Origin of the sequence: Nioella aestuarii, from assembly GCF_050896395.1 — a bacterium.
In the GTDB taxonomy this organism is placed as follows: Bacteria; Pseudomonadota; Alphaproteobacteria; order Rhodobacterales; family Rhodobacteraceae; genus Nioella; species Nioella aestuarii.
This window is the reverse complement of the sequence record NZ_JBPBBA010000012.1, coordinates 48,517-74,079: the sequence shown is the minus strand read 5'-3', so window position 1 is coordinate 74,079 and position 25,563 is coordinate 48,517. Positions and strand designations below refer to the sequence as shown.

The following is a 25,563-nucleotide window of genomic DNA, read 5'->3' as shown; positions in this document are numbered from 1 at the left end:
TTGTGAAGATGCCTGTCGTGAAAGCTGATGAAGGAGGACTGAACGATGGCATACATAACGAACCATGTGGGCCCCCGGAGCATCTTGATCGACGGTTTCAAACGGCTTTTTGCCAGATCTCGCGGCGACGTACGCCCCGCCAAGGAAATCAAGAACAAGACCACCGGGGAACAGATACTTCAATCCGCGGAACGCCGCGAAAGTGCACGACGCGCCGTCGATACCTTACTGAAACGTGGGTTCTAATCAGCGCCTGTCCGCTCGTGTAGCATGGCCGTTTTGTCCGAACTGCAGATCTTCACCCTCCGAAGATGCTGCAAGGTGGACGAATGGCCGGCCTGGTGAAGCTGAGGCGCGGCGCTGGCGACTACCGCGGATGACCGCTTTGGGCCGTCCACATCGCTGCGATCCGGGCCTGGCAATAAATCGCTGCGGTCGCTCTGAAGTGGGCAGCAAGCCCCGAGTGGTGGGTGCTGCAGATATCATAGATGGCAGTGAAGCGCGTGAAGTAGCCCCTTTTGGCGGTCCAAATGACAGCCGGAATTAGTAACCGCGAGATGGATCTACGATATTGATCAGATCCTCGTCTCTCGTCCAATGTGCCAAGTTTCGTAAAAACAGATCAAATGATGCAGCACCCCAATCGGAATAAACGGAGGAGCAATGCGGAGAGATGATCAAGTTTTCGAGGTCCCAGAGCGGGTTGTCTATCGGCAAGGGTTCGGTTTCGAACACGTCCAGAGCTGCGCCTGCTATGTGCCGTGTCGTCAACGCATCAAAAAGTGGGGTTTGATCAACAACGCCGCCACGCGAGACATCGGCGAAGATGACGCCTGATTTCATGGCGGCTATCTCTCGAGCCCCTATGAGGCCGCGCGTTGCTGGTGTCAGGGGCGTGCAAACCGCAATAAAGTCGGCCCGAGGCAAAAGCTCAAGCAATGCATCCGCAGGGTGAACCTCGTCGACATGCTCCATCGTGCGCGGGGTTGCGCGGGTACCCAAGACGGTCATGCCAAACGCCTTGGCGCGGGACGCGACGGCCTGTCCTGTGTGGCCTAGTCCGACAACAAGGAGCGTCTTGCCAGAGAGCGGCACAACAGTGCGGGGATGCCAAGCCTTTGCAGCTTTGTCTTTTTGCAGGCCAGGCACGTCGAGCGTGAAGTGTAGGAAGCTGCCGAATACATACTCCGCCATCATATCAGCAGCCACGCCAGCTGCGTTGGTCACAATGGTTTTGTTGGCGTCCCACAGTCCGTAGTGGTCAGTTCCTGCGCCGCCGTTGGCTATCCAGCGTGGCCCGTTTGCACCGAACAACGCTTCGCGTGGGAAACCTGGCGTGCCCGCAAAGCGCACAGAATAGATGATGTTGGGACGATAGCTCTCAATCAGCGAAGGTAAGGCTTCATAGCTGTTACACTCGCGGAAATCCGCGTTCGGGAAACGGGCCAGCAGCTGCGCAGCCAGCTCTGTTGTCTTGTCCTTGTGCAAAATGATACGCGGCGTTTCAGTCATGGTGCTTCTCCGCTGGAGTGCGCGTCAGGGCTGCCAGTTCTGCGAACGTTGTATCAGAATGAAGCAGACGTGCGCGCATTGCCCAGAGTGCCGCCGCGCGCGCTGTGCCAAGCGAGGAGGCCATTATCTGAAACTTGGCTTCGATCTCTTGCATCTCCATCGGGTCTTCTGGCCCGCCGCGTGCATGTACATCACCCGAGGCGAGTTGCCTTCCATCCCTCAGCGTCACGGTGACGTCAGACCAACGCCCGGCAGGAAACCGCTCGGAATGGTGCTTGGCTTCACGCAGGGTAATTCGCGGCAAAACCTCGGCAACCGCCGCATCACTCAGGCCCGCACCGGAAATGTCCTCTGGGCCAATATGCCCGCGCACCAACATAACCGACAGTGCAAATGGCAGCGAGTACTGCGCTTGAGACGTGGTCGTTGGCATTCCCGGATAGAGCGCCGCCGCCTCGGCGAATGTATTCACCTCAATATGCGTGACATCTTGGCTGTGAAACCCGTGTGTCCGCATCAGCCCAGACAACGCGTCGATTGCTGCATGGGCCCATCGGCACACCGGATAGGACTTGATATAATTTTGCTCTATGGTCCAGACTTTGCCCAGATCGGTCCAATACGGAGCGGACTCATCGCTCTCTACGGTAATGGCTGGCGCGCCGGTAAAGCCCTTCATCGCCATCAACGCCGCCATTGAACCCACCAAAGCGCCCATGCCTGAACCATCGTGCAGCATTGTCGGGTTCGCGATTTCGCGCATCATCTGGCTGCGGGGTCCGTGGTATTCGGCGATTCCAATCGCGTGGCGCAACTGCGAGGCACTACTAGCCCGCAACCGGCAGCCAAGAGCGGCAACCCCCAAAGCATTCCAAGCGCCTGAGGTGTGATAGTCGCTCACCGAACTGTGTAACGCAAAGGCCGCGCGTGCCGCCACCTCATAAGACATAGCCAGCGTCTTGAGCGCATCACGCGCCGTGAGTTCAGGATGCCTTTCGGCAAAGGCAAAAAGGGCAGGCACGACGGCACAGCCGATATGGCCCTTGGTTGCATTTAACCCGTCGTGGCCATCAAGGTTGTCGATCTGGGTGGCCATTGCAAAAGCCGCCCCTGCGATCGAGGCCTGTCGGCCGTCAAACATCATATGTGCCGCGTACTCGGGGGCACCTGCTGCGTGAAATGCAAACGCATGGTCACTAGCAATGCGCCCCGAGGCCAAACCCGCCGCACCTGCTGCCACCCCAATGGTGTCGATCAGCAGCGTTGCAGCCATGTTGAGCGCGCTTTCAGGCACATCGGCGTCCCCAAGGACAAAGTCTGCGATCAGATCAAAGCTCATGTTGGTTTCGCTTCCAGCAATCGGCCAAACCCAGACAAAGTCTCCCCAAGGCCTGCAAGTTGCATGGCCTGAAACACCATCGCCTGATTGGACGTGATCACCGGCTTGCCAAGTTTGGCTTCGAGCCTGGCGATGATCTCGACGCTGCGCATGTCGGTGCATGACAGCACCACAGCTTCGGCCTCCGGATGGTCAGCAGCGCGGCCAAGCTCATAGACGGCGTCTGGCGTAAGCTCTCCTTGTCCATAGTTATCAAGCGTTCCGCTTACCTCCGAGCGGCGCACTGCCTTAACGCCGGTTTCCTCCAGAAAGGCGATGGCCATGTCGTTGATCGCGGGCACATAGGGTGAGGCAAAGCCAATGCGCTTGACCTTCAAGGTTTGCAACGCATGAACCAGGGCTCCGGCGGCGGTGACAGTTTGTGCGCCGCTGTCTTGCTTGATCTGCTTTGCGAGTTCGCGGTCAAAAGACAGGCCATGGGTAAGCGTCGCCGAGGTGCAACCGTATAAGATCACATCAGGGTTCACACCTTGCAGCAGGCGCAAAGGCTCGCTCAGATTAGCGGCGCCCAACCCGTGCATCTGCTCTGAATCCGGGATCTCGTCCCGATCATACCCCCCCAATCGGGCGAAATGCAGCGAAACCCCATCGGGGCGCAAAAGGCCCATGTCTGGCTCAAGGTTGGTGTTGGTAAAGGGCACCAGAACGCCGAAACGCGCGCGCCCACGCGAAGTTGTCATGTATTCTCTCCCTCTTTCCAGCGCTTCAACAGAGCGGCAGTCAAGTTCATATCGTCGGGGTCGCCTATCGTAACGCGCAAGCAATCCGGCAATCCCGCACCGCCCTGAGCGCGCAAGAACACACCCTCGGCCCGCAGCGCATTGTCTGCGCATTTTGCGGCGTCCGCGTTGCCAAAGCGGATGAGGGCGAAGTTCGTGAAGCTATCTGCAACATCGAACCCAGCGGCACGAAGGTCGCTGATAAACCTGTCGCGCTCGGTGGCGGTCCTCAGGCACGTCGCACGCATATAGGCGTGGTCTTTCAGAGCGGCACTGGCGGCGGCCTGGCCGGCCACCGAAATGTTGTTGGGGTTCATCACCTTACGAACATGCTCGGCGATCTGCGCGGGAAACACGCCCCAGCCGACGCGCATGCCAGCAAGCCCGTAGGCCTTGGAAAACGTTCGTAAAACCACGACATCGCCGCGCTTGACCAGATCAAACATCGGTTCATCTAGATGGTCAGCGAACTCGCCGTAGGCCTCGTCGATTACCAGCATGATGTCAGCACGCAAGCCTTCACGCAGCCGCAATAGCTCGGGGCGCGAAATACGCGTTCCTGTCGGGTTGCCCGGATTGGCGACGAAGACAATGCGCGTATCGGCTCGGACAGCAGCAAGCAGTGCGTCAACCGACACCTGCCCGTGCTTTTCAGGGGCCGTGTCAAACCGCGCTTGCGCCAGTTGCGCGGCAGTTTTGAAAAACGGATAGGCATTAGCAGGGGCGAGAACCGCGTTTTGCGGGTTCGCAAAAGCCAGCGTCAGACTGGCGATCAGCTCCATCGAACCGTTGCCGCATAGGATATCACTTGGCGCGATGTCGTGTGTCGTGCCAAGGGCGATGCGCAATGCGGTCCAGTCAGGATCGGGATAAAGCTGCGCGCTTGCCAGGGCATCAGCAGCGGCGGCAATGGCGAGCGGGCTCGGCGGTTGCAGGCTTTCGTTCTGGGACAGCGAGACGAGGCGCTTGCCAATGGGCGCATTCAACTCGGCCAGCGCATAGGGCGTCATCGCCGCGATGTGGCGAACGGGCCTGATCATAGGTTGGCTCCATAAATCTCGCGCGCGGCTTTTAGGCTGACAAGCCCCTCATCAAGATCACGTTGAACATGCTCGACGCAACGCTCTTGAGGGGGTCCAAAGCCACCCCCACCCGGTGTTTCGAAAATCAACGTTTTACCTGCTTTTACACGGACCTCGCCTTTGCTTGGCAGATCCTCGCCGTCATGCCCGATGCGAATGCGCCCAGCGGCTCCGGCCTGCCCGCCATGGCGGCCCCTGGCAGGGTTGAGTACCCGCTCGACCGACAGGAAGACCATAAAGTCTTCCTCGATTGAGGAGCGCAGCTCAATGTGTTGGCCAAGGCCGCCGCGAAACTTGCCCGCGCCACCACTGTCTTGCTTCAGCTCGCGTCGCGAGAATAACACAGGCGCAACGGCTTCGGTGGTTTCGATCTGAGACCCCCATACGCCTGAGGGAAACGCCGTCGCAGACAGCCCGTCAAGGGCTGGCCGCGCACCCGTGCCACCGTTAAAGACCAACTCTAGCGCGAACTGCTTGCCACCGCTCAAAGCCGCTTCTGCCACATGGCGCAACGGCAGATCATACATGCATGACGCGCCTTCTGCGGGCACTGCGTCGGGCACAGCCTGAGAGAGGCATCCATAAACAAGATCAGGCGTCATTTGCCCCAAAGTATGGCGCATGGCCACAGGGGCCGGTGCCTGCGCATTTAGGATGCAATCGCTTGGTGCCGTAACAAGAAATGGCGCCAGTGAGCCGGCGTTGTTGGGAATATCTGGCCCGATGATGCAACGCAGTGCGAACACGGAATAGGCGGTGGCGTAGTTAAGCGGCACGTTAATGCCCTTGTTTGAGAGGCCAGATGTGCCGGTGAAATCAAGCAGCACCTGAGCCTCTGTGATCGTCAGCGTGGCGTGCAAGTCGATCTCTTCTTCATAGCCATCAACTTTGAGAACACTCTGCCATGTCCCTTTGGGCAGCTCAGAGATGGCGTCAACCGTGCCACGATAGGAGGTGTCGATGATGTAGTTGGCCAGTTCATCCAGCGCGTCGATACCAAACTCTTCCATCATGCCGGCGAGCCGCGCAGCCCCCGCTTCGCAGCACGCGATCAGGGCATAGATATCGCCTTCATTGGCGATCGGTTCGCGCGAATTGGCTTTTACGATCTCCAGCAACAGTGCATTGATCTCACCTTGATCCATCAGTTTGCACGGGGGAATGAGCAAGCCTTCATCAAAGATATCAGAACCCTCCGGCCCCATACCTTGCCCGCCCAAATCAACCAGATGCGACGTACAAGATGTAAAGCCAATAACGGCCCCTCGATGAAAGACCGGCATCATCAGAAGGAAGTCGTTCAGATGCCCTGAAGCGATCCAAGGGTCGTTGGTCAGGAAAATATCGCCCGGCTTCATATCCCGTAACTCAAAACGGTCGCGCAGGGTTTTCACGGCTTCGGCCATAGTGTTGATATGCCCCGGCGTGCCCGTAACAGCCTGCGCCAGCATTCGGCCTTGTACATCGAAAATACCAGCTGAGATGTCGCCACATTCCCGCACAATCGGGCTGAAGGCCGCACGGATTAGCGCCTGGCCTTGCTCTTCGACAACAGCAAGAAGTCTGTTCCACATGACTTGCAGCCGCGTGTTCGCCCTACTCATTGTCTGTCTCCCCTTGGCGGTGCAGCCAGATATTTCCAGCTGCATCGACGCGGGCTGAAAAATCGGCACTGACAAATGTGGTTGTTTGCGGCTCTATGATCAAAGCTGGCCCTGAGAGCCTGTCGCCCGGGCGAAGCCCATCGCGATTGTAAACCGCGGCTTCGCGCCAATCCCCCGAGACATCACACATGATGCGTCGCGCACCCATGGCCTCCGCGGTTTGCTCCGTCTTGGTATCTGAAACGCGGCGCAGCGCGCTTGGCTGTGAGGACACCTCAACCGCCCAGTTCAAAATCTCGATCGTCATACCCGGAACCGCTCGGCTGAACTGGCGGCTGTATTCCTCCTCAAACGCGTTTCGCAAAGCGGGAATGTCCGCCTCAGTGAGTGCGCGGTCCGGCAACGGGACTTCGATCTCGTGACCCTGGCCATGGTAGCGCATAAAGCCGACGCGCCGTCGGGTAAGCGGCCCATCAGGCACACCTGCGCGCACCACAGACTGGGCGTCATCTATCATCCCATCAAAGAAGGCGTTGAGCCCTTTGAGATCAAGTGTTGTCAGCGTGTCATAGCGTGAGCGAACGATTTCGAAAGAAACCGGCGCAAACAGAAACCCGACAGCAGAACCTACCCCCGGATCCCGCGGGATCAGGATGCGATCAACTTGCGCTCGCCGTGCAACCCGTGTCGCGTGCAAGGGGCCGTTGCCTCCAAAGGCGATCATGAGCCGCGTGCTGAGATCTTTACCCGACTCCACCGCGTGCATGCGCCCGGCACCCGCCATGTTTTCATCGACAATCTCGCTAATCCCGTGTGCTACCTGTGCGGCGTTCAGGCCCATCGGCGCGCCAAGGTCTGTCGCCAGCGCTTTTTCCGCCGCTTGCACATCGATCTCAAGCCGCCCTTCGGCAAACAAGGCCGGGTCAATCAATCCTTGCATCACATCCGCGTCCGTCACAGTCGGGGCCGTCCCGCCCTTGGTAAAGGCGGCTGGCCCCGGCTCAGAGCCGGCACTTTCAGGCCCGATCTGCAGCCTGCCCAGTCTATCGACATGCGCGATCGAGCCCCCCCCTGCGCCGATCTCGATCATTTCAATCACGGGGATACGCACCGGCATGCCCGACCCCTTGATAAACCGCTCTGCCCGCGCGATTTCAAACCTGCGGGTTGTCTGCGGGCGAAACCCATCAATCAGGCAAAGCTTGGCCGTCGTGCCGCCCATGTCGAAGCTCAAAACCTCGCTTTCTCCGATCTCAGCCGCAATCCGTGCCGCCAGAATTGCGCCCCCGGCCGGGCCGCTTTCAACCAGTCTGATCGGTAGTCTTGCCGCAGTTTCGATCGTCGTCATGCCACCGCCAGCCGTCATCATCAGGATCGGGCACCTTAACCCTTCTTGCGAAAACCGCCTTTGAAAGTCAGATAGATAATCGGCCATCAGGGGTTGGATAAAGGCGTTGGCGATGGTCGTGCAAAGCCGGTCAAACTCGCGTGCCTCAGGGCTGACTTCATGCGAGAGCGAAATCACAATTTCGGGGAGGGCCTGCTGCAACATCTCGCGCAGCCGTTTTTCATGTGCGGGGTTCGCATAAGCGTGCATCAGGCAGATCGCCACCGCATCGGCCCCACATGCAGCCAAATCGTTTGCCAAGGCTGCTACAGCCCCCTCATCGAACGCCTGCACCTCGTCGCCTGAGGCCGTCATCCGTCCTGCGATCGTGAAGGCCCGATAGCGTGGAACGATCAGGTCCGGCTTGACGAGATTGATGTCATACTGGCTGTAACGCCGTTCATAGGCGATCTCGAGAATATCACGAAACCCTGCGGTGGTGATCGTCGCGACAACCGCACCGCGTCTTTCGATTAATGCATTGGTGGCCAGTGTTGTGCCGTGGATGAAGCCTTCGATCTGCGAGAGGGTATTATTCGTGTCAGCCAGCACACGCTCTACTCCCTCAATCGCCCCAAACGTAGGGTTTGCTGGCGTCGTCGGCGTCTTGGCGGTTGCAAGAATTGTGCCTTGCACATCAATCAAAACGGTATCGGTGAACGTCCCGCCAATATCGACGGCAAGGCGCAGCCCCTTTGTAATATTCATGGTAAGGTACCGGACGAGAGGAAAGTCGAGTGATGCGCGATTCCGTTGCGCCCACTGGTCAGAATCAAAGGCGCCTAACTCAGGTTAAACAACGAGGTCGCAACCTGTCGCGCGTCGACCCAGATTTGCGATGATGCACAGCGCCATCGTCGGCAGCTCTCATTTGTTTCCTTACTCGAAACGCTGCACGACCAAAGACCATTGAGTCAACACAAATACTCAAACCAGTTCCAACCCGAAAAAGCAGTTTTGAAGTCGTTCGCCTATCAGGCTTGTCGAGCGAAGGCGGGAGCGCGGATTTCTTGCCATATGATCTATGCCGCATCTGATCAGCCTTGCAGGCCTCGGAAGCCAACAAAAAGCTCCAAAAGTGGACCTACATCTGAAACTTTCATGAGTGTCAGCTGATGATCGTCAAGCAGACATAAAACAAGGTTTGCACAAAAGGCAGCGATGTCCCGCGTTGCTTTCTTTCAATGCCCCGAGAATTTTCGGCTGCAGCGAAAGTCCGCTCTAACGGGCCGCGCCCCAGCACCCATTGCCACTACCGAACGGCAACTTTGGGCCGTTCCCACCAATTGTCATTCACACGATCCATCCTGCCCGACCCCCTCCCTCTCTGCACACCCGGTGTACGGGGGGTTTACGCATGGCGCCCCCCTAATTTCGGGTGCATCCCAAACCCGCCCGGTAGAGGTTGCGTGTGCGTCCCGGCCCGCCTAGAACGCGGGGGACTGTTGTGAAAAAGGGGTCTCACATGGCCGTTCCCAAACCCGTCGTCCTGTGCATTCTCGATGGCTGGGGCCTGGCGCCGGATGGGCCCGGCAACGCCCCCTCTCTCGCCGCTACTCCTTGTTTTGACAAGCTTATGGCGAACTGCCCCAATGCCACGCTGGTCACTTACGGCCCTGATGTGGGCCTGCCCACGGGGCAGATGGGCAACTCTGAAGTCGGGCACACCAATATCGGCGCGGGCCGGGTTGTGGCGATGGATCTGGGGCAGATCGACCTGGCCGTCGAAGATGGCAGCTATCGCGAGCGCCCTGCCCTACGGCAATTCATTGAAAAGATGAAGAAAACCGGCGGAACAGCACATGTCTCGGGCCTCACCAGCCCCGGTGGTGTTCATAGCCACGAGAGCCACATTCTAGAGACCGCCCGCGCCCTGACAGATGCCGGAATTCCCGTGCAAATTCATGCGATTACCGATGGGCGCGACGTGGCACCCCGCTCCGCCATCGAGACGGTCACGGCCTTCGACGCAGCCTTGCCCGAAGGCGCCCGTATCGGCAGCCTTATCGGCCGCTACTACGCCATGGACCGCGACAACCGATGGGAACGGGTGCAGCAGGGCTATGACCTTGTTATTGAAGGAAAAGGCCGCGAAGCCTCCAGTGCTGAAGCCGCCATTCAGGCCGCCTATGAGCGGGGCGAGAATGATGAATTCATCGCTGCGACTCGAATCGACGGCTACCAGCAACCCCAGGATGGTGATGGGTTGTTGTTCCTGAACTTTCGCGCCGACCGTGCGCGCGAAATCCTCGCTGCTCTTGCCGATCCCGGGTTCTCCGAATTCGATACCTCCGCCCGACCCAATTGGGGCGCGACCTGCGGGATGGTGGTATATTCCGAAGGGCACAACGCCTATCTCGACGTGATCTTCCCCAAGCAAGATATCGTCAACACCCTGGCAGAATGGGTCGCCAGCCATGGCCGCACCCAGTTTCACATCGCGGAAACCGAGAAGTATCCGCATGTCACCTTTTTCCTGAACGGCGGCAAGGAAGACCCCGTCGCAGGGGAAGACCGCTACATGCCGAAATCTCCCAAGGTCGCGACCTATGACCTGCAGCCAGAGATGTCGGCAGCGGAGGTGACAGAGCATCTCGTGGACGCCATCGAGAAGCAGTACGATTTGATCGTCGTGAACTTCGCCAACCCCGACATGGTGGGGCATACGGGCATCATCCCCGCTGCCGTAAAGGCCTGTGAGGCGGTGGACGCGGGGCTGAGCGCTGCGGTCGAAGCACTGGAGAAGGTCGGCGGCGCGATGATTGTCACGGCGGACCATGGCAATTGCGACATGATGATTGATCCAGTGACGGGCGGGCCCCACACGGCGCATACGCTGAACCCTGTGCCTGTGATCCTGTTCGGCGGGCCGGATGGCGTGACGATGCAGGACGGAAGGCTTGCAGATCTGGCGCCGACGGTCTTGAAGCTTATGGGGTTGGAGCCACCAGCGGAGATGACCGGGAAGTGTTTGTTTGCATGAGGCGACTGGCGCTGATCACAGTGCTTTGCGCCTTGGGATCTGCGGCTGTCGCGCAGACCAACGACCCGGCCTTGACCGCGCAACGCGCCGCCCAGATGCTGGAACGTGCTGCCCTGGCAATGGCCGAGGCCGATGATGCCCGCGATCGGGTGGATGCCCTGACCGAAACCATCCGCGCCTATGAAGAAGGCCTGTCTGCCTTGCGCGAGGGGATGCGACGCGCGGCAATCCGGGAACAATCCATTACCGTTGTATTCGAGGCGGAACAGGACCGACTGGGGCGTCTGTTGGGTGTTCTGCAATCCATGCAGGCTGCCCCTGCTCCGCTGTTGCTGATCCATCCCAATGGACCTGTGGGCACGGCCCGATCCGGGATGATCGTATCCGAGATCACCCCCGCAGTTGCCGCCGAGGCCATGGAGCTGCGGAGGCAGCTAGAGGAACTGGCGCTGCTGCGCGCGGTTCAGGAAACCGCCGAAGACCAACTGTCCGCAGGACTGACCGGAGTGCAGGAAGCCCGCGTTGCGCTTAGTCAGGCAATGGCTGAACGGCGCACCCTGCCGCCGCGCTTTGCCTCTGACACGGATGCGCTGTTGGAACTGACACAAAGCGCCGAAACGCTGGACAGTTTCGCAACGGCCATTCGCGCGCTGGACGTAATGCTCGATGCCAGCACCCGGCTGCCGTCTTTCACCGATCAGCGCGGCCAGCTTCCCTTGCCTTTGCGCGGGCGTCTGCTGCGTGGGTTCAATCAGGCCGATGCGGCGGGTGTGACCCGGCCCGGCCTGATCCTGGCCGCGGAGTCCCGCGCGCTTGTGTCGGCCCCGTGGCACGCAACTGTGCGCTATGCCGGGCCGCTTTTGGACTACGGCAACGTCATCATTCTGGAACCGCAGGGCGATCACCTGCTGATTCTCGCCGGTCTGGGAGAGCTCTTCGTCAGGGCCGGTGACCTGCTGGCAGCGGGCGATCCTGTCGGTTTGATGGGCGGTGAGGCGCCAAACCGCGAAGAATTGATCATTTCTGACCCGCTTGCGTCTGGTGGAGAGCTGTCGGAAACGCTTTATATGGAACTGAGAGAGGCCGGAGAGCCCGTGGACCCGACCGCGTGGTTTGCGACACAAGACCAGTGAGGATTTGAGAGAATGAAGAAGTTCATGATGGCGGCCCTTGGCGGCACCGCGGCGGGTATTTTGCTGACCACCCAGATCGCAGGCCCCCTGATCGCGCAGGAGAACATTCGCAACTCGACCGTCTATGAGCAGCTCGACCTGTTCGGTGACGTGTTCGAGCGGATCCGCACCTACTATGTCGAAGACGTGGACGAAGCGGAGCTGATCGAAGCTGCTATTAACGGTATGCTGATGTCGCTTGATCCGCACAGCTCTTACCTGCCGCCAAGCGACTATGAATCCATGCAGACCCAGACTCGCGGCGAATTCGGCGGTCTTGGCATCGAGGTCACTCAGGAAGAGGGCTTCGTTAGGGTCATCACCCCGATGGACGATACTCCGGCCATGGAAGCAGGCGTTGAGGCGGGCGATTTCATCACACATGTGGACGGTGTCACGCTGCTTGGCCTGACCCTGGAAGAAGCGGTCGACATGATGCGCGGCGAGATCGGATCCGAGATTGTTCTGACCATCGTGCGAGAAGGCGAGGATGAGCCCTTTGACATCACCATCGTGCGTGACCGAATACGCCTGACCGCCGTGCGCCACCGTCTGGAAGGCAACACCGCCGTTCTGCGGATCGCCAGCTTCACCGAACAGACATATCCCAACCTTCGCGACGGGCTGGAGGAGATGATCGAAGAGGTCGGCGGAATCGAGAACCTTGAAGGCGTGGTTCTGGACCTGCGCAACAACCCCGGCGGGCTGCTGACTCAGGCCATTCGCGTGTCGGACGCGTTCCTTGAACAGGGCGAGATCGTTTCGACCCGCGGCCGCAACCCCGAGGATGGCGAGCGCTACAACGCCACGCCGGGCGATCTGATTGATGGATTGCCTATGGTGGTTCTGATCAATGGCGGCTCTGCCTCGGCGTCCGAAATCGTTGCCGGTGCCCTGCAGGACCACCGCCGCGCGGTGATCGTGGGCACCAACAGCTTCGGCAAGGGATCGGTCCAGTCGGTGATGCCGGTTCAAGGTGATGGCGCGATGCGGCTGACCACATCGCTCTATTTCACCCCGTCCGGTCGTTCGATCCAGGCGCTTGGTGTGGCCCCCGATATCCTCGTGGAACAGCGCGAAGTGGGCGAGGTCGAGGACAATGGCCGCCCACAGCGGACCGAGGCCGGTCTGCGCGGTGCCCTGTCCAATGCCACACTGACAGAGGATGAGATCCGTCAGCTTGAGGAAGAACAGGAACAGGCCCGCGCCACTGCAGAACTGCGCGCGCAGGACTATCAGCTGGCCTATGCCATCGACATCCTGCATGGCCTGAACGCCCTGCGTCCCCGCTAAGGGGGCGCGGGTTCCATGACGCCCGAAGATCTGTCAAAGCTGCCCTACCGGCCCTGCGTTGGCGTGGTTCTGATCAACCGCGCCGGGCAGGTCTTTGCCGGCCAACGCGCCGATATGGATGTGCCTGCGTGGCAGATGCCTCAGGGGGGCGTCGACAAGGGCGAAGAGCCAGAGGCCGCCGCCCGGCGCGAACTGCTGGAAGAAACCGGTATTTCGCCTGATCATGTCACGCTGGTGGGGCGAACCGCCGATTGGCTGCCCTATGATTTCCCGTCGGAAATTGCCGGGAAACGGTGGGGCGGCAAGTTTCGCGGACAAAAGCAGATGTGGTTCCTGATGCGGCTCGATGCGCCGGATGAGGTGATCGACCTGAACTACATGGACGTGGAGTTTTCCGACTGGCGCTGGATGGACCCTGCGGCTTTGTTGGATGTCATCGTAGCGTTCAAGCGCCCGATCTATCAGGCTGTTCTGACTGAGTTCGGGCTGGTCTGACCGGGATTGTGGCTGGTTCACCCGGCTTGATCCGAGGGGTGATTTGTGTTAATGTATTTTTGACACTACTTTTTGGACCGTTTCGATGAAACAGATTGCCGCCGCCCTTGCTCTGCTCGCGACCGCCTCGCCAGTTCTGGCCCTGTCTTGCCTGCCGGTCGATCCGGCCGGCATGTATCAGATCGCTGCCGAAGCAACCGACCGCTATGTCGCTGTCCATGGGTCTTTCCTGCGCGACGGACCTGATATTCCGGCTGAAGGCCGCGAGTCCGACGATGCCACCCCCTATGGCTATGATGCCCTTTTCTACGGCGATCTTGGCAGCCGCGTGGGGTTCCGCACCCCGGTCGAGCTGAATGTCCATGTCGGGGTTGGCTGCGTCAGTGTCTGGTGCGGCTCACCTCCGCCCGACGGCACCCCGGTGCTGGCTTTCCTGCGTGTCGATGACAATCGCGACTATTTCCTGGAGGTCGGCGCCTGCCCCACGACCCTTATGATGCAACCCACGGATCAAGATCTGGACCAGATCACCAGCTGCATGAGAGGCGAAGCCTGTGAGGCCGGGTGGTGACAAGGCCTTTCGAAAGGCCTTTTGCCGCCCGCCGGTGAGGTTTCATTGATCCTCGCATCCAAAGGCAGATGGAAAACCCGTCATTCCGGGACTCCAAATGAGAACAAAAGGTGAATATATTGGTTAACACCATGGGATTCGCCGAGCTCTCCATCACCTCCAACTTCACCTTCCTGACCGGCGGGTCCCATCCCGAGGACTACGCGCGCCGGGCGGCGTTGCTTGGGTTGGAGGCCATCGCCATTGCCGATGAAAACTCGGTCGCGGGAATCGTCCGTGCCTGGTCGGAGCTGAAAGAGATCAAGCGTCAGATCGCCGAACGGCAGCAGGCGGACCAGGATCCGATCGGTCCGCCCAAACCCGCATATCTGCCCGATCCACCCCGCGCACCAATCTATCACCTGCCGCGCCTGTTGCCCGCCACGAAGCTGATCCTGCGAGAGGGTCTGACGCTGACCGCCCTGCCCCGCGACCGGCGTGGATGGGCCAACCTGTGCCGGATGCTGTCTGCCGGGCGGTTGCGGACCACGAAGGGCAACTGCGATCTGGGCCTGTCCGACCTCCTGGATTTTTCCGAAGGGTTGGAGCTGCTCCTCCACGGCCCACCAGACATCCTGTCCCATCCGCGCGGCGCGGGCGATTGGTGGCAACGGGCGAAACAGGTGACGCGCCGCCTTGGCCCTGCCTGTCATCTTCTGATGGCCCCCGCCTATGACGGGCATGACCGGCTGCGGTTTCAGCGGTTCACCCGGCTGGCGGGGCAACTGGGTATCTCCCCCATGGCTTCCGCCGCGCCGATCATGCATCACGGGGCCCGACGCAGGCTGACTGATGTGCTGACCTGCATCCGGCTTGGGTTGAAGGTGGAAGACCTCGGCACCAGGGCGCAGGCCAATGCCGAACAGCGCCTGCGGGGCGAGGCCGAGATACGCCGGATTTTCGCAGGCTTTGAGGACGCTGTGGATCGCACCCTTGATATCGCCGCGCGCTGCACGTTCGATATCGGCTCGCTTCGCTATGAATACCCGTCCGAGATCAGCGGCGGGGAAACCGCGTCGCAAAGGCTGGAACGGTTGGCGCGGCAGGGGCTGCAGTGGCGCTACCCGTCCGGCGCGCCTGACCGGGCGGTGAAGATGTTGGAACATGAGCTGCGGCTTATCGCAAAGCTGGGATACGAGCCCTATTTCCTGACCGTTCATGACATCGTGGCCTTCGCCCGGTCGCGCGGCATCCTGTGCCAGGGGCGCGGTTCGGCGGCTAATTCCATCACCTGCTACTGTCTTGGCGTGACCAGCGTTTCCCCCGAAGTGGGCACCATGGTGTTCGAACGCTTCGTCAGCGAGGCGCGGGATGAGCCCCCCGATATCGACGTGGATTTCGAACATGAGCGGCGCGAAGAGGTGATCCAGCACATCTACGAACGCTACGGCCGCCACCGCGCCGGGCTCTGTGCCACGGTGATCCACTACCGGGGCAAGCGGGCGGTGCGCGAGGTGGGCCGCGCCATGGGCCTCAGCGAGGACATCCTCGGCGCGCTCAGTTCCCAGATCTGGGGTTGGGGCAGCAGCCGCGACATGGCCGACACCCGTATCCGCGAACTTGGCCTCGACCCCACTGAACCGCGCCTGCGCCAGACCATGGCGCTGGTGCGCGAGATTCAGGGCTTTCCCCGGCACCTCAGCCAGCATGTCGGCGGCTTCATCGTGACCGAGGGGCGGCTGGATGAACTGGTGCCGATCGAGAACGCCACGATGGAGGACCGCACCGTCATCTGCTGGGACAAGGACGATATCGACGCGCTTGGCATTCTCAAGGTCGATATTCTGGCGCTTGGGATGCTGACCTGCATCCGCAAGGCGTTTGATCTGATCCAGCGCCACCACCAGACCGACTATACCCTTGCCACCCTGCCGCCAGAGGATCCGGCGGTTTATGACATGCTGTGCAAGGCCGACAGCTTGGGTGTCTTTCAGGTGGAAAGCCGGGCGCAGATGAACTTCCTGCCCCGGATGCGCCCGCGCTGCTTCTATGACCTTGTCATTCAGGTCGCCATCATCCGCCCAGGCCCCATTCAGGGCGACATGGTGCATCCGTTCATCCGGCGCAGAAACGGCGAGGAACAGGTCAGTTTCCCCTCAGACGAATTGGGCGCGGTGCTTGGCAAGACGCTCGGTGTGCCGCTGTTTCAGGAACAGGCGATGCAGATCGCCATTATCGGCGCGGGCTTTACCCCCGATCAGGCAGACCGGCTGCGGCGGTCTCTGGCGACGTTCAAGAAGCACGGCAATGTCAGCGAATTTCGCGGGTTGTTCATGAAAGGGATGCTGGCCAAGGGCTATGATGAAGATTTTGCCGCGCGCTGTTTCTCGCAAATCGAGGGGTTCGGCAGTTACGGCTTTCCCGAAAGCCATGCGGCCAGTTTCGCGTTGCTGGTCTATGCCTCCAGCTGGATCAAGCGCCACCACCCCGGCATCTTCGCCTGCGCGTTGCTGAACTCGCAGCCCATGGGGTTTTATGCCCCGGCCCAGATCGTGCGCGACGCCCGCGAACATGGGGTGCAAATCCGGCCCGTCGATATCAACAAAAGCTATTGGGACAATGTGATGGAACCCGACGGGCGGGGCGGCTTGGCGCTGCGGCTTGGGTTTCGGCAGATCCGGTCAATGCGCGAGGAGGACGCCCGCTGGCTGGTTGTGGCGCGCGGCAATGGCTATCCGGCGGTCGAGGATGTCTGGCGCCGCGCCGGTCTGTCTGCCCGTGCTTTGGCCGTGTTGGCAGAGGCTGATGCCTTCGCCGGGATCGGGCTTTCGCGGCGAGAGGCGCTGTGGGCTGCCAAGGCGCTGCTGCCCGCCGAACCCCTGCCGCTATTTACCGGCGACATGGATGGCGAGGCGATCGAGGAACCGGAGGTAACGCTGCCCGAGATGACCGAGGGCGAACAGGTGGTCGAGGATTACGTGTCCATGCGCCTGACTCTGCGCAGCCACCCGGTGGCTCTGATCCGGCATTTGTTGAGCCCGGGGCTAGACGCGCCACCGGCAACGGCATCTAGCGATCCAATAGCTGGAGCACCTCATCAGGAAAGCTTGTCATGAACGCGACGGCACCGTTTTGCAGAGTGTCCTGCCATACGGACAGATCCCCTTCGCCCAGGTAAAAATCTTCGCGCCCGGTGCCCAAAACGCTGATGCCCACGCCAAGCTCGACCGCCCTCGCCAGAAGTTCCGGTGTGACCTGTCGGGACTCCGTGCTGGCCAGCGATAGATGCGGTCCAAGAATGCCAGCTTGGGTCTCTAGGTTCGCGAAGGCATCGCCGGACTCCAAGCTCCTTGATCGTCGAAGAGACGCATAAATCCCGGCGCCGGTTGCCTCGGCCATTTCCAGCATGATCTCGGGGTCGGAGCTAAAGACAAGAAACTGTCGCGTGTCGCGCCCTTCCAAATGCGCGGGAAACCCGCCGAGATCCGACGCCTTGAGATCGAGGATAACCAACAACCGCCCCTCAATCAGATCCAGCGCTTCCCGAAGCGTCGGGATTGGATGGTCACCGGGAACGCCGTTTTCGAGCAATCGCAGGCGCTGAATTTCCTCCAGCGTGTAATCTGCGACGAAATCCCTGCCGCCCCTTTGTTCACGAGTTGGGCCAGCGGGTGGACCGACCTCGAACACGGACTCGACATTTGTCATCCGATTCAAGGTGGGATCATGGAAAACGATATACTGACCATCGGCAGTGATCTGAACGTCGATTTCCACCGCGTCTATGCCTCGTTCAATGGCATACCTGATCCCCGCAAGTGAGTTCTCGGGGAAATCGCCGCCAAGCGCACGGTGGGCGATGATCATCGGAGTCTGACCATCAGCAAGGCGATCTTCGATGCTGATCTGTGCAAGACAGATATGTGGAAGAATGAGCAGCGCTGCCAACAAGACTCGGATCATATCGGCCCCCTAGTTGATGCCAGGAAAGGGGCAACGGCCCCGCAAAACCCTGAAACCCAATCTAGGCCACATCCACGGATCGGCGTTGATCCTGATCAAAACGCGGCGGGGTGGACCGGGTGTTTCTGGGCATCGGCCGCAACAAAACATGGAAAGGGCCGCCTATGTTCCACTAGCCTGCCAATAGGATCATGGTCGGAGAGGAAAAAACATGTCCATACATCTCATTGCCCTGTCACTTCTGATGGGCGCGATCATCTCGATCTACCTGCCGATGATCACCCAGACTGCACGCATCCTTGGATCGGGTCCTATGGCGAACGTGCCCTTCTTCGCCATTGCCCTGATCTCCTCGGTCATCATCGCCGTCGCCAGCGGAAGCCGGATGGAACAATTCCGCAGCATCGGAACCCTGCCCTTGTGGCTACTTACCGCCGGGGTGATGAGCGCGGGCATGATCATTGGATCCAGCTTTCTTATCCCGCGCATCGGGATTGGGGCCTTCTTCGTATTGCTGGTATCGGGGCAAGTGTTGGCCGGTCTGGTCTTCGGCTATTTCGGCCTGTTCGGGGTGCCCGCGAGCGACCTGACCATGGGCAAAGTACTTGGCGCTGTGCTGGTGATCGGCGGCGTCTATCTGGTGACCTTCCGCTGATTGGGGAAAACGACATGCACTATCACCATCTCTACGCCAGCGCTGATGGCGAAAGCCACTGGCGCAAGGTCGAAGTGCCGCTGGAGGAGCGGACCTTTGCACCGCCCGCCAAGGCGATTTTCGTTTCCGAGGCGGAAGCAGCCAAGACCACTGTCTTCCTGCGGCTCGATCCGGGCTGGAACGAACCCATCCATCCCACCCCCAAGCGACAGACGCTGTTCTGCCTTGGCGGCGCGGTACGGGTGACCGCCAGCGATGGTGAGGCGCGCGTGATTGGCAAGGGTGATGTCTGGCGGATGGAGGACACCCACGGAAAGGGGCACCATACTGCGGTGATCAGCGACGAGCCGTTCGAAGCGGCGCTTGTCCAGTTCGACTGATCGCCGGTCAGGTCATCGGCTTGCGAAATGGCGGCGGAAGGCGATCAGGGTCTTGTCGTTTTCGTCACCCGGCACCGCGAAATGCACCCGTTCGAAGCAGCCCCTGAACGGGCCCGACAGCGCATCTGCGAACAGCCCGGCAACCTGATCCGCGTCATTGCCGAAGACCCCGCAACCCCAGGCCCCAAGCACGATGGCCCTGTGGCCTTGCGCCAGGGCAATCCGAAGAATGCAGTCCACCCGGCGCGACAGCGCCAGGTCCACCTCCTGTCCCAGCTTCGCCTCCATCCCCGCCTCGATCAGCGCCTTCTTGTTTGGCGCCGCAGCGGTCACGATCCCAACCGGAAATGGGTCCGGGCGCAGCAGTTCATGGCGGTCGCGGATGACCAGCACGTCAGGTGAATAAAGCATCGCATCGGAATAGATCGCATTGGGCCAGGCTTTGTTCGCCTTGTAGAAGCCCTCTTGCGCTGCAATCGCCGGATAAAGCGTGGTTGCCCGGCACAGCGATTCCTCCTGCGCGCTGCCGCCCCGCAGATACCCCCCGCCCGGGCTACGCGCCGACGCAAAGTTAAGACCGCAGACCGGCGATGCAATCTCTGCTGTGACACACTCCAGACCGGACAGCGTATCCTCAACCGACAGGGTCATGCGTGTTGTGTATTGCGGAAGCGGGTCTGGCAGCAGGGGCGGTCGGTCAACCAGTTGCGTGCGTCTCGCTGCCGTCTTGAGGGTTTCGGCAATATCGACAATCGTGCCGTCCACGGCCTCGTATAGACCAAGGTCAAACGCCTCTGAATTGGCCCTAGCAATAGACCGGTAGTGATCGCGAGAGGCCATCACACGGCCCTACAGCCCATATTTCCCGCGGTTCTGGCCAACCTGCTTCATCACCCGCACCAGCTCGAAACTGATACCTGGTTCCGATAGGGCATGACCCGCCGCGCGGACCATGTGCAGCCGACCCGACCGCCAGCCCTGCGCCAGATCATGGGCGGACCGGGGCGGGCAGATCATGTCATAGCGACCCTGAACGATCACACCGGGGATATGGGCGATCTTCGGCAGGTCGCGCAGGATCTGGCCATCTTCCTGCAAGAAGCCCTTGTTGACGAAATAGTGGTTCTCCAACCGGGCAAAGGCGCGGGCGTAATCTGCCGGGGCCTCTCCGGGGTTGCCATCGCTTTCAACCGAGGCCAGCGCGTTTTCCCAGGCCGACCAGGCGCGGGCATGGCGGGTCTCGACCATCAGATCGCCGGAAAAGAGCCGCCGGTTATAGGCCGCGATCATGTCGCCGCGCTCATCCTCGGGGATCAGGGCCGAAAACCGCGCCCATTGTTCCGGCCAGAACTGCCCCGCACCGCCGCCATAGAACCAGTCCAATTCCCGCTGCGTCGACAAAAAGACCCCCCGCAACGCCAGAAAGGCCGCCCGTTCAGGACGGGTTTCCGCATAGACCAGGGCCAAAGTGGCACCCCAGCTACCGCCAAAGACGGCCCATCTGTCGATGCCAAGCGTCGCCCGGATCCGCTCGATATCGGCCACCAGATGCCATGTTGTGTTGTCTTGGGTCGAGGCATGGGGCCGCGACCGGCCACAGCCGCGCTGATCGAACAGGATGACGCGAAACACCTCTGGGTCGAAATAGCGGCGCATCGCAGGGCTGCATCCGCCACCGGGGCCACCATGCAGCACCACAACCGGCGCACCCTCGGGGTTGCCGCATTGTTCGACATAGATCTGGTGCCCGTCGCCCACATCCAGCATCCGTTGATCGAACGGGTCGATCGGCGGGTGCAGATAGGCGCCTGCGCGCTTTTGGCCGGAGAATTTATCCATGTATCCCCTATATAGATCGATGGGGCGGGTCCGCTATGCCTGCCACGATGACAAGAACGGAAGGGGATGTCCATGAACAGCGCTGCGAATACTGTTGATGACGCCGAAATCGCCAAGTTCGAGGCTATGGCGGCGGAATGGTGGGATCCGAAGGGCAAGTTCGCACCCCTGCATATGATGAACCCGATCCGGCTGGACTATATCACCACCCAAATTGCCGCTGAATTCGGCCGTGACCTGCGCGATGAAAAGCCGTTCTACGGTCTGCGCCTTCTGGATATCGGCTGCGGCGGCGGGTTGTTGTCGGAACCCATGGCGCGGCTTGGGGCCACTGTGGTGGGGGCCGATGCGGCGGAGCGGAACATTCCCGTGGCGCGCGTTCATGCAGAACAATCGGGGCTGGAGATCGACTATCGCCACACGACCGCCGAGGCGCTGGCAGAGGCGGGAGAACAGTTTGACGTGGTCCTGAACATGGAAGTGGTCGAACATGTCGCCGACCCGCAGGCCTACCTGACCGCCTGCCAGCAGCTACTGAAACCGGGCGGGATCATGATCTGTTCTACGATCAACCGGAACCCGAAAAGCTTTGCACTGGCCATCGTCGGGGCGGAATACGTGATGCGCTGGCTGCCTAAAGGCACGCATGAGTGGCAGAAATTCATCACGCCGGAGGAGCTGTTTGCCCTGATCGAAACGGCGGGGCTGGACCCGGTCGACCGCAAGGGCTTCGTCTTCAACCCCATCAGCTGGCGCTGGTCCATCTCAGACCGCGACCTGAGCGTGAACTACGTGACGGCGAGCGTGAAGCGGTAGGTCCCGCTCCCCGATCGGGGCTTCCAGCGTCAGAGCATGTGGACCAGTCTGACTAAAACCTAGCGCCAAAGCGATACCACCGACGAGAAAAGTGGTGGCAATTCACACGCCTTGCCCAAATGCCCCACCTGTTGCAGACTTTCCGGCAGAGGGGGGATGTCTCCACCATCACCAGATCCGTTGGTCAAGAGATCATCCCGGCGCCATGCTTTGGGAGGAGTATGCCATGCCATCCAAGACCACAGAGGCCCCACGCCAACCGGCCACGCTCGCAGTCAACAAGGTGACCAAGGAAGATATCACCGCGTCCCTAAAAGCTGGGTTTTCCGACTTTCTGGCGCGACCGGTCATGAGCGGCTTTTTCGGCCTTTTCTACGCTTTGTTCGGGATTCTCTTCATCTGGGCGCTCGTCTGGCTCGGCAAAATCTGGATGGTCATTCCCGCCGCTGTCGGCTTTCCACTGGTCGCCCCCTTCGCCGCCGCCGGACTCTATGAAATGTCCCGCCGGATGCAGGCGGGGGAAAGCTTCGGCTGGTCTGACATCCTGACTGTCATGGCCAATCAGCGGAAACGGGAACTGGGCTGGATGGCCTTCACCACCCTGTTCATCTTCTGGGTGTGGGTTTACCAGATCCGGCTTTGGCTGGCGCTCATCCTGCAGGATGCCTCTTTCTCGGATTTCGACGGGTTCCTGAACACGGTGTTTTTCACGCCAGAGGGCTGGACCTTCCTTGCCATTGGAACGGTTGTCGGTGCGGGCCTGTCGGCGGGCCTGTTTTCCGTGACGGTCATTGCCATGCCCATGCTGCTGGACCGAGAGCTTGATTTCGTGACCGCCATGATCACGTCGGTCCGTGTCGTCACGGAAAATCCGGTCACCATGCTCACCTGGGCCGCGATCATTTCGGTAACTATTGTGCTGTCGCTGGTTCCCGCGTTTCTGGGGCTGATCTTCACCCTGCCGATCCTTGGTCACACCACCTGGCATCTCTATCGGCGGGCCGTGTCACCGGTGGAGGCGTGATCGGCACCGGCCACGAGAGATCATGCGGATGCCAGCCGGCGTCCGCAGTACGGACGACTACATCGGTGCCGGTCCGGAGATAAGCCGCGCATCGACGTCGCGCGCCGGGGGCGATCCGGACTTGGAAGCAGGCAGTTTATGTCAGCCAAATCCGAGCAACTTCACTGCAGCGCACCTGCATCAGCCAAATCGCCTCCGCGTTGGGGCGCGTCGGCGATGCGCGGCGGCCTTCGGCCTTGATTCCGCGTCGGCAACGTCAAGGTTGGGCTCAAAGCGGCTATTGACCGCACAACCCGCCCACCCCCTCAATCCTTATGCGCCACTTCCAGTTCGATCCGCATTCTGCAGGCGGGGACGGCGCGTGCTCCTGTGGTTTCTACCCAACCACCTTGGCCTCGAAGAATTTCAACGCGGTTGATTTGATCTTCGCCGCATCGATGGCCCGCTTCAGCCGGTCGCTGAAGAACACGCGATACGCGATATTCGGATAGGACCAGATGTCGGCCCCGTCCGCAGAGGAGGCCCGAACCGCAAGCTCGTCAGTGTCGTAGACACTGGTCCAATACGCGCCCGGCCTTGGCTCAGGCTCTGGCGCAACCACGAATTGTTTCACGTTTTCAGACTCTTCGGGCAGAAACGTGTCCTTACGCTCCAGCACATGCAGCAGATAATGCGGGGGGTAGGGCGTCGGCTCTTGCTTCTCGCTTTTGTAGATCGGCATCTCGTAGAGCTGCGTCTTGCCCAGGTCGAATTGCATCAGCAGATCGCGTATGCGCGGCGAGACGACCATCAACCCATCGGCGCTCAGGAATATATCCGCGCGAGCCGGATTTATCTTGCGGTCGTAGAGATAGTAGAAGAATTCAGGCACATCCGCCGCATCGACCGGGCGCATGCCTTTGTGAGCCATTTGGTAGCGGATATAGGCATCTCGGCCTCCAGCACAATGCATCTTGAACGAAACTATTCCATCGGTCCCAGAGAGCATTTTCGTGTACCAGATTCTTGGAAGGTCGGCGTCAGGCTGCAACATCTCGATACTCCTACACTACATTTCTGGAAGCCTCATGTGTCAGGCCATCCAGCATTCTGAACTTCAAAACCTGTCAACTGATGTGGGGCCCACCCCCTCAATCCTTCTGCGCCACTTCCAGTTCGATCCGCATTTCACGGATCACCGGCAGGGCGGCTCTCACGCGGTCGGCGCCGACTTCCTGAACGGTGCGGCTGAGGATGGGGGCGATGTTTTGCAGGGCGGCGTCCCTTGCGGCGCGGCCTGAGGGGCTGATCGCCACGAATTTGCGGCGGGCGTCGTCCCAGTCGGGGCGGATGTGAACATGGCCCGCGATTTCCAGCCGGTTGAGCGTATTGGTCATCGCCCCGCGTGTGACGTGGAACAGCCGCGCCAGTTGCGCCGGGCTGCGTTCCTCGTTCGATCTTGCCAGGTGGTTCAGCACGGAAAAATGGCTTAGCTCCATCCCCTTGGGCAGCGCCTTGGTCAGAAGCGCACGGGCCAGCTGGTCGGCCATGAACAGTTCAGAGAACAGGGCAATGGCTAGGGGATCGTCGTTAGAGCTCATGTCACCAAGGTATAGGGCCGGTCATGTCGGATCGAGGGCACACGCCCCCGTGCGTTGTCCACCTCTTTGACGTCCACGTCAATGATGTGCAGCCCCGGTTCGGTGCCCGCATCGAGCAGAACCTCTCCCCAAGGCGCCACCACAAGGCTGTGTCCGTGGGTCTGGCGGGGTTTGCCGGTGCTTACCTTGTGGTCGCCCGTTTGCGCAGGCGCGATGACGAAGCACCCCGTTTCAATCGCCCGTGCGCGCAGCAGCGTTTCCCAATGGGCCTTGCCGGTGACGGGGGAAAAGGCGGCGGGCACCGTCAGCACCTGCGCGCCTGCCTTCGCCAGATCGCGGAAAAGATACGCGAAGCGCATATCGTAGCAAATTGCCAGGCCAAACCGCGCCCATGGCGTGTCCACCATCACAGCGCGATCACCGGGCCGGTAGCCATCGGATTCGCGGAAGGTCTCGGTCTCCGTCACGTTCACGTCGAACATGTGGATCTTGTCGTACCACCCGGCGATCTCGCCCTGATCGGAAATCAGGAAGGATCGATTTGCGAAGCGCCCATCCGGGTCACCCGATTGCACCCCGATAGAGCCGAGCAGTACCCAGATCCCTGCTTCGCGCGCGGCCTTGCGGATGGCTGCTAGGGTAGGGTCGGTCTGTTGCGGATGCAGAACTGCCGCCTGATGGCTGCGGCTTTGCGAGACGCAGTTCGTGACCTCTGGCGTCATCAGAATATCGGCCCCGGCGGATCTGGCATCGGCCAGTGCCGCCAAAACCGTTGTCAGGTTCTCCCCCGGATCGTCCGAGGAACACATCTGAAGGATCGCGGCGCGCATTCAGCCCTGCAATAGTGGATCCAGCTTTCCCGCACGGTCCAGTGCGGCCATGTCATCGTAGCCGCCAACATGGGTTTGGCCTACGAAAATCTGCGGAACGGTATGGCGGCCATTGGAGCGGGCCAGCATTTCCTGCCGCTTTTCCGGGGCGCGTGCCACGTCGTACTCGGAATAGCTGATGCCCTTATCGGTCAGCAGCCTTTTGGCCGCGTGGCAATAGCCGCAAAAGGGCGAGGTGTAGATTTCCACAGTCTGCATAGATCTGGTCCCGAAAATTCTT

Annotated in this window: 23 protein-coding genes; 10 read left to right on the top strand and 13 right to left on the bottom strand. The window is 60.5% G+C overall.

What is annotated here, in order from left to right:
- Positions 1–543: 543 nt before the first annotated feature.
- From ACROHD_RS09415 to ACROHD_RS09390, 6 genes are read right to left on the bottom strand one after another with little or no spacing between them, the layout of a single operon-like run.
- On the bottom strand, positions 544–1,512 hold the full coding sequence (locus ACROHD_RS09415) for a D-2-hydroxyacid dehydrogenase (RefSeq protein WP_432677445.1): 969 nt from the start codon (positions 1,510–1,512) through the stop codon (positions 544–546).
- Positions 1,505–2,851, bottom strand: a complete 1,347-nt coding sequence (locus ACROHD_RS09410) for an MmgE/PrpD family protein (protein ID WP_432677443.1) — start codon at positions 2,849–2,851, stop codon at positions 1,505–1,507. Before ACROHD_RS09410 ends, ACROHD_RS09415 begins: the two co-directional genes overlap by 8 nt.
- Complete coding sequence (locus ACROHD_RS09405) at positions 2,848–3,591, bottom strand: maleate cis-trans isomerase family protein (RefSeq protein ID WP_432677442.1); 744 nt, start codon at positions 3,589–3,591, stop codon at positions 2,848–2,850. Before ACROHD_RS09405 ends, ACROHD_RS09410 begins: the two co-directional genes overlap by 4 nt.
- Positions 3,588–4,670, bottom strand: a complete 1,083-nt coding sequence (locus ACROHD_RS09400; protein WP_432677440.1) for a pyridoxal phosphate-dependent aminotransferase — start codon at positions 4,668–4,670, stop codon at positions 3,588–3,590. The genes ACROHD_RS09405 and ACROHD_RS09400 overlap by 4 nt, the downstream gene beginning before the upstream one ends.
- Positions 4,667–6,316, bottom strand: coding sequence for a hydantoinase B/oxoprolinase family protein (locus ACROHD_RS09395; protein ID WP_432677439.1), 1,650 nt, complete (start codon positions 6,314–6,316; stop codon positions 4,667–4,669). The genes ACROHD_RS09400 and ACROHD_RS09395 overlap by 4 nt, the downstream gene beginning before the upstream one ends.
- A complete protein-coding gene (locus tag ACROHD_RS09390) occupies positions 6,309–8,411 on the bottom strand; it encodes a hydantoinase/oxoprolinase family protein (RefSeq protein WP_432677437.1) in 2,103 nt (700 codons plus the stop codon). The genes ACROHD_RS09395 and ACROHD_RS09390 overlap by 8 nt, the downstream gene beginning before the upstream one ends.
- 757 nt (positions 8,412–9,168) lie before the next feature.
- Between ACROHD_RS09390 and gpmI the strand changes: the two genes are divergently transcribed.
- The 6 genes from gpmI (at position 9,169) to ACROHD_RS09360 (ending at position 17,312) form a co-directional block, all read left to right on the top strand.
- A complete protein-coding gene (gene gpmI / locus ACROHD_RS09385; RefSeq protein WP_432677435.1) occupies positions 9,169–10,686 on the top strand; it encodes a 2,3-bisphosphoglycerate-independent phosphoglycerate mutase in 1,518 nt (505 codons plus the stop codon).
- Positions 10,683–11,819: a murein hydrolase activator EnvC family protein gene (locus ACROHD_RS09380; RefSeq protein ID WP_432677434.1), complete on the top strand. Its 1,137-nt coding sequence runs from the start codon at positions 10,683–10,685 to the stop codon at positions 11,817–11,819. The genes gpmI and ACROHD_RS09380 overlap by 4 nt, the downstream gene beginning before the upstream one ends.
- Before the next feature lie 12 nt (positions 11,820–11,831).
- Entirely contained in the window at positions 11,832–13,151 is a 1,320-nt protein-coding gene (locus ACROHD_RS09375; protein WP_432677432.1) for a S41 family peptidase, read from the top strand.
- Between the two features lie 15 nt (positions 13,152–13,166).
- Positions 13,167–13,646, top strand: coding sequence for an RNA pyrophosphohydrolase (locus ACROHD_RS09370; protein WP_432677431.1), 480 nt, complete (start codon positions 13,167–13,169; stop codon positions 13,644–13,646).
- Positions 13,647–13,731: 85 nt separating this feature from the next.
- Positions 13,732–14,217 carry a hypothetical protein gene (locus ACROHD_RS09365; protein ID WP_432677429.1) on the top strand — a complete coding sequence of 162 codons (486 nt, stop codon included), beginning with the start codon at positions 13,732–13,734 and terminating at the stop codon, positions 14,215–14,217.
- Between the two features lie 131 nt (positions 14,218–14,348).
- On the top strand, positions 14,349–17,312 hold the full coding sequence (locus tag ACROHD_RS09360; protein ID WP_432677427.1) for an error-prone DNA polymerase: 2,964 nt from the start codon (positions 14,349–14,351) through the stop codon (positions 17,310–17,312).
- Here the strand turns inward: ACROHD_RS09360 and ACROHD_RS09355 are convergent.
- The gene (locus tag ACROHD_RS09355; RefSeq protein ID WP_432677425.1) at positions 17,266–18,159 is read right to left on the bottom strand and encodes a glycerophosphodiester phosphodiesterase; all 894 of its coding nucleotides are present in this window, start codon (positions 18,157–18,159) and stop codon (positions 17,266–17,268) included. The two genes, ACROHD_RS09360 and ACROHD_RS09355, sit on opposite strands and share 47 nt — an antisense overlap.
- A gap of 211 nt (positions 18,160–18,370) precedes the next feature.
- Here ACROHD_RS09355 and ACROHD_RS09350 point away from each other — a divergent pair, with 211 nt between their 5' ends.
- Positions 18,371–18,814 carry a DMT family transporter gene (locus ACROHD_RS09350; RefSeq protein WP_432677423.1) on the top strand — a complete coding sequence of 148 codons (444 nt, stop codon included), beginning with the start codon at positions 18,371–18,373 and terminating at the stop codon, positions 18,812–18,814.
- 14 nt (positions 18,815–18,828) lie between these two features.
- Positions 18,829–19,194 (top strand): cupin domain-containing protein, encoded by a 366-nt coding sequence (locus ACROHD_RS09345; protein ID WP_432677422.1) that lies wholly within the window; start codon positions 18,829–18,831, stop codon positions 19,192–19,194.
- A gap of 12 nt (positions 19,195–19,206) precedes the next feature.
- Here ACROHD_RS09345 and ACROHD_RS09340 read toward each other — a convergent pair whose 3' ends face one another.
- Both ACROHD_RS09340 and pip read right to left on the bottom strand, forming a co-directional pair.
- A complete protein-coding gene (locus ACROHD_RS09340; protein ID WP_432677420.1) occupies positions 19,207–20,034 on the bottom strand; it encodes a TIGR02452 family protein in 828 nt (275 codons plus the stop codon).
- 9 nt (positions 20,035–20,043) lie between these two features.
- Complete coding sequence (pip, locus tag ACROHD_RS09335) at positions 20,044–21,033, bottom strand: prolyl aminopeptidase (protein ID WP_432677419.1); 990 nt, start codon at positions 21,031–21,033, stop codon at positions 20,044–20,046.
- A 72-nt stretch (positions 21,034–21,105) separates the two neighbouring features.
- Between pip and ubiG the strand changes: the two genes are divergently transcribed.
- The gene (gene ubiG / locus ACROHD_RS09330; protein WP_432677418.1) at positions 21,106–21,849 is read left to right on the top strand and encodes a bifunctional 2-polyprenyl-6-hydroxyphenol methylase/3-demethylubiquinol 3-O-methyltransferase UbiG; all 744 of its coding nucleotides are present in this window, start codon (positions 21,106–21,108) and stop codon (positions 21,847–21,849) included.
- A gap of 226 nt (positions 21,850–22,075) precedes the next feature.
- Positions 22,076–22,873, top strand: a complete 798-nt coding sequence (locus ACROHD_RS09325) for a DUF2189 domain-containing protein (protein WP_432677417.1) — start codon at positions 22,076–22,078, stop codon at positions 22,871–22,873.
- 376 nt (positions 22,874–23,249) lie between these two features.
- Here the strand turns inward: ACROHD_RS09325 and ACROHD_RS09320 are convergent, their stop codons facing one another.
- The 4 genes from ACROHD_RS09320 to grxC form a co-directional block, all read right to left on the bottom strand.
- Positions 23,250–23,783, bottom strand: coding sequence for an imm11 family protein (locus ACROHD_RS09320; RefSeq protein ID WP_432677416.1), 534 nt, complete (start codon positions 23,781–23,783; stop codon positions 23,250–23,252).
- Positions 23,784–24,003: 220 nt separating this feature from the next.
- The gene (locus tag ACROHD_RS09315; protein WP_432677415.1) at positions 24,004–24,453 is read right to left on the bottom strand and encodes a MarR family winged helix-turn-helix transcriptional regulator; all 450 of its coding nucleotides are present in this window, start codon (positions 24,451–24,453) and stop codon (positions 24,004–24,006) included.
- Entirely contained in the window at positions 24,450–25,283 is an 834-nt protein-coding gene (locus ACROHD_RS09310) for a carbon-nitrogen hydrolase family protein (protein WP_432677414.1), read from the bottom strand. The genes ACROHD_RS09315 and ACROHD_RS09310 overlap by 4 nt, the downstream gene beginning before the upstream one ends.
- Positions 25,284–25,541 (bottom strand): glutaredoxin 3, encoded by a 258-nt coding sequence (grxC, locus tag ACROHD_RS09305; protein WP_432677413.1) that lies wholly within the window; start codon positions 25,539–25,541, stop codon positions 25,284–25,286. It lies immediately after the preceding gene.
- Positions 25,542–25,563 lie beyond the last annotated feature (22 nt).

What these genes read in the sequence shown, in the direction of transcription:
- ACROHD_RS09380 (WP_432677434.1), top strand. Translation starts at nt 10,683, where the DNA reads ATGAGGCGACTGGCGCTGATCACAGTGCTTTGCGCCTTGGGATCTGCG.
- ACROHD_RS09320 (WP_432677416.1), bottom strand. Translation starts at nt 23,783, where the DNA reads ATGGCTCACAAAGGCATGCGCCCGGTCGATGCGGCGGATGTGCCTGAA.
- ACROHD_RS09370 (WP_432677431.1), top strand. Translation starts at nt 13,167, where the DNA reads ATGACGCCCGAAGATCTGTCAAAGCTGCCCTACCGGCCCTGCGTTGGC.
- gpmI (WP_432677435.1), top strand. Translation starts at nt 9,169, where the DNA reads ATGGCCGTTCCCAAACCCGTCGTCCTGTGCATTCTCGATGGCTGGGGC.
- ACROHD_RS09340 (WP_432677420.1), bottom strand. Translation starts at nt 20,034, where the DNA reads ATGGCCTCTCGCGATCACTACCGGTCTATTGCTAGGGCCAATTCAGAG.
- ACROHD_RS09410 (WP_432677443.1), bottom strand. Translation starts at nt 2,851, where the DNA reads ATGAGCTTTGATCTGATCGCAGACTTTGTCCTTGGGGACGCCGATGTG.
- ACROHD_RS09325 (WP_432677417.1), top strand. Translation starts at nt 22,076, where the DNA reads ATGCCATCCAAGACCACAGAGGCCCCACGCCAACCGGCCACGCTCGCA.
- ACROHD_RS09365 (WP_432677429.1), top strand. Translation starts at nt 13,732, where the DNA reads ATGAAACAGATTGCCGCCGCCCTTGCTCTGCTCGCGACCGCCTCGCCA.
- ubiG (WP_432677418.1), top strand. Translation starts at nt 21,106, where the DNA reads ATGAACAGCGCTGCGAATACTGTTGATGACGCCGAAATCGCCAAGTTC.
- ACROHD_RS09315 (WP_432677415.1), bottom strand. Translation starts at nt 24,453, where the DNA reads ATGAGCTCTAACGACGATCCCCTAGCCATTGCCCTGTTCTCTGAACTG.
- ACROHD_RS09415 (WP_432677445.1), bottom strand. Translation starts at nt 1,512, where the DNA reads ATGACTGAAACGCCGCGTATCATTTTGCACAAGGACAAGACAACAGAG.
- pip (WP_432677419.1), bottom strand. Translation starts at nt 21,033, where the DNA reads ATGGATAAATTCTCCGGCCAAAAGCGCGCAGGCGCCTATCTGCACCCG.
- ACROHD_RS09350 (WP_432677423.1), top strand. Translation starts at nt 18,371, where the DNA reads ATGTCCATACATCTCATTGCCCTGTCACTTCTGATGGGCGCGATCATC.
- ACROHD_RS09375 (WP_432677432.1), top strand. Translation starts at nt 11,832, where the DNA reads ATGAAGAAGTTCATGATGGCGGCCCTTGGCGGCACCGCGGCGGGTATT.
- ACROHD_RS09310 (WP_432677414.1), bottom strand. Translation starts at nt 25,283, where the DNA reads ATGCGCGCCGCGATCCTTCAGATGTGTTCCTCGGACGATCCGGGGGAG.
- ACROHD_RS09405 (WP_432677442.1), bottom strand. Translation starts at nt 3,591, where the DNA reads ATGACAACTTCGCGTGGGCGCGCGCGTTTCGGCGTTCTGGTGCCCTTT.
- ACROHD_RS09345 (WP_432677422.1), top strand. Translation starts at nt 18,829, where the DNA reads ATGCACTATCACCATCTCTACGCCAGCGCTGATGGCGAAAGCCACTGG.
- ACROHD_RS09390 (WP_432677437.1), bottom strand. Translation starts at nt 8,411, where the DNA reads ATGAATATTACAAAGGGGCTGCGCCTTGCCGTCGATATTGGCGGGACG.
- ACROHD_RS09400 (WP_432677440.1), bottom strand. Translation starts at nt 4,670, where the DNA reads ATGATCAGGCCCGTTCGCCACATCGCGGCGATGACGCCCTATGCGCTG.
- ACROHD_RS09355 (WP_432677425.1), bottom strand. Translation starts at nt 18,159, where the DNA reads ATGATCCGAGTCTTGTTGGCAGCGCTGCTCATTCTTCCACATATCTGT.
- grxC (WP_432677413.1), bottom strand. Translation starts at nt 25,541, where the DNA reads ATGCAGACTGTGGAAATCTACACCTCGCCCTTTTGCGGCTATTGCCAC.
- ACROHD_RS09360 (WP_432677427.1), top strand. Translation starts at nt 14,349, where the DNA reads ATGGGATTCGCCGAGCTCTCCATCACCTCCAACTTCACCTTCCTGACC.
- ACROHD_RS09395 (WP_432677439.1), bottom strand. Translation starts at nt 6,316, where the DNA reads ATGAGTAGGGCGAACACGCGGCTGCAAGTCATGTGGAACAGACTTCTT.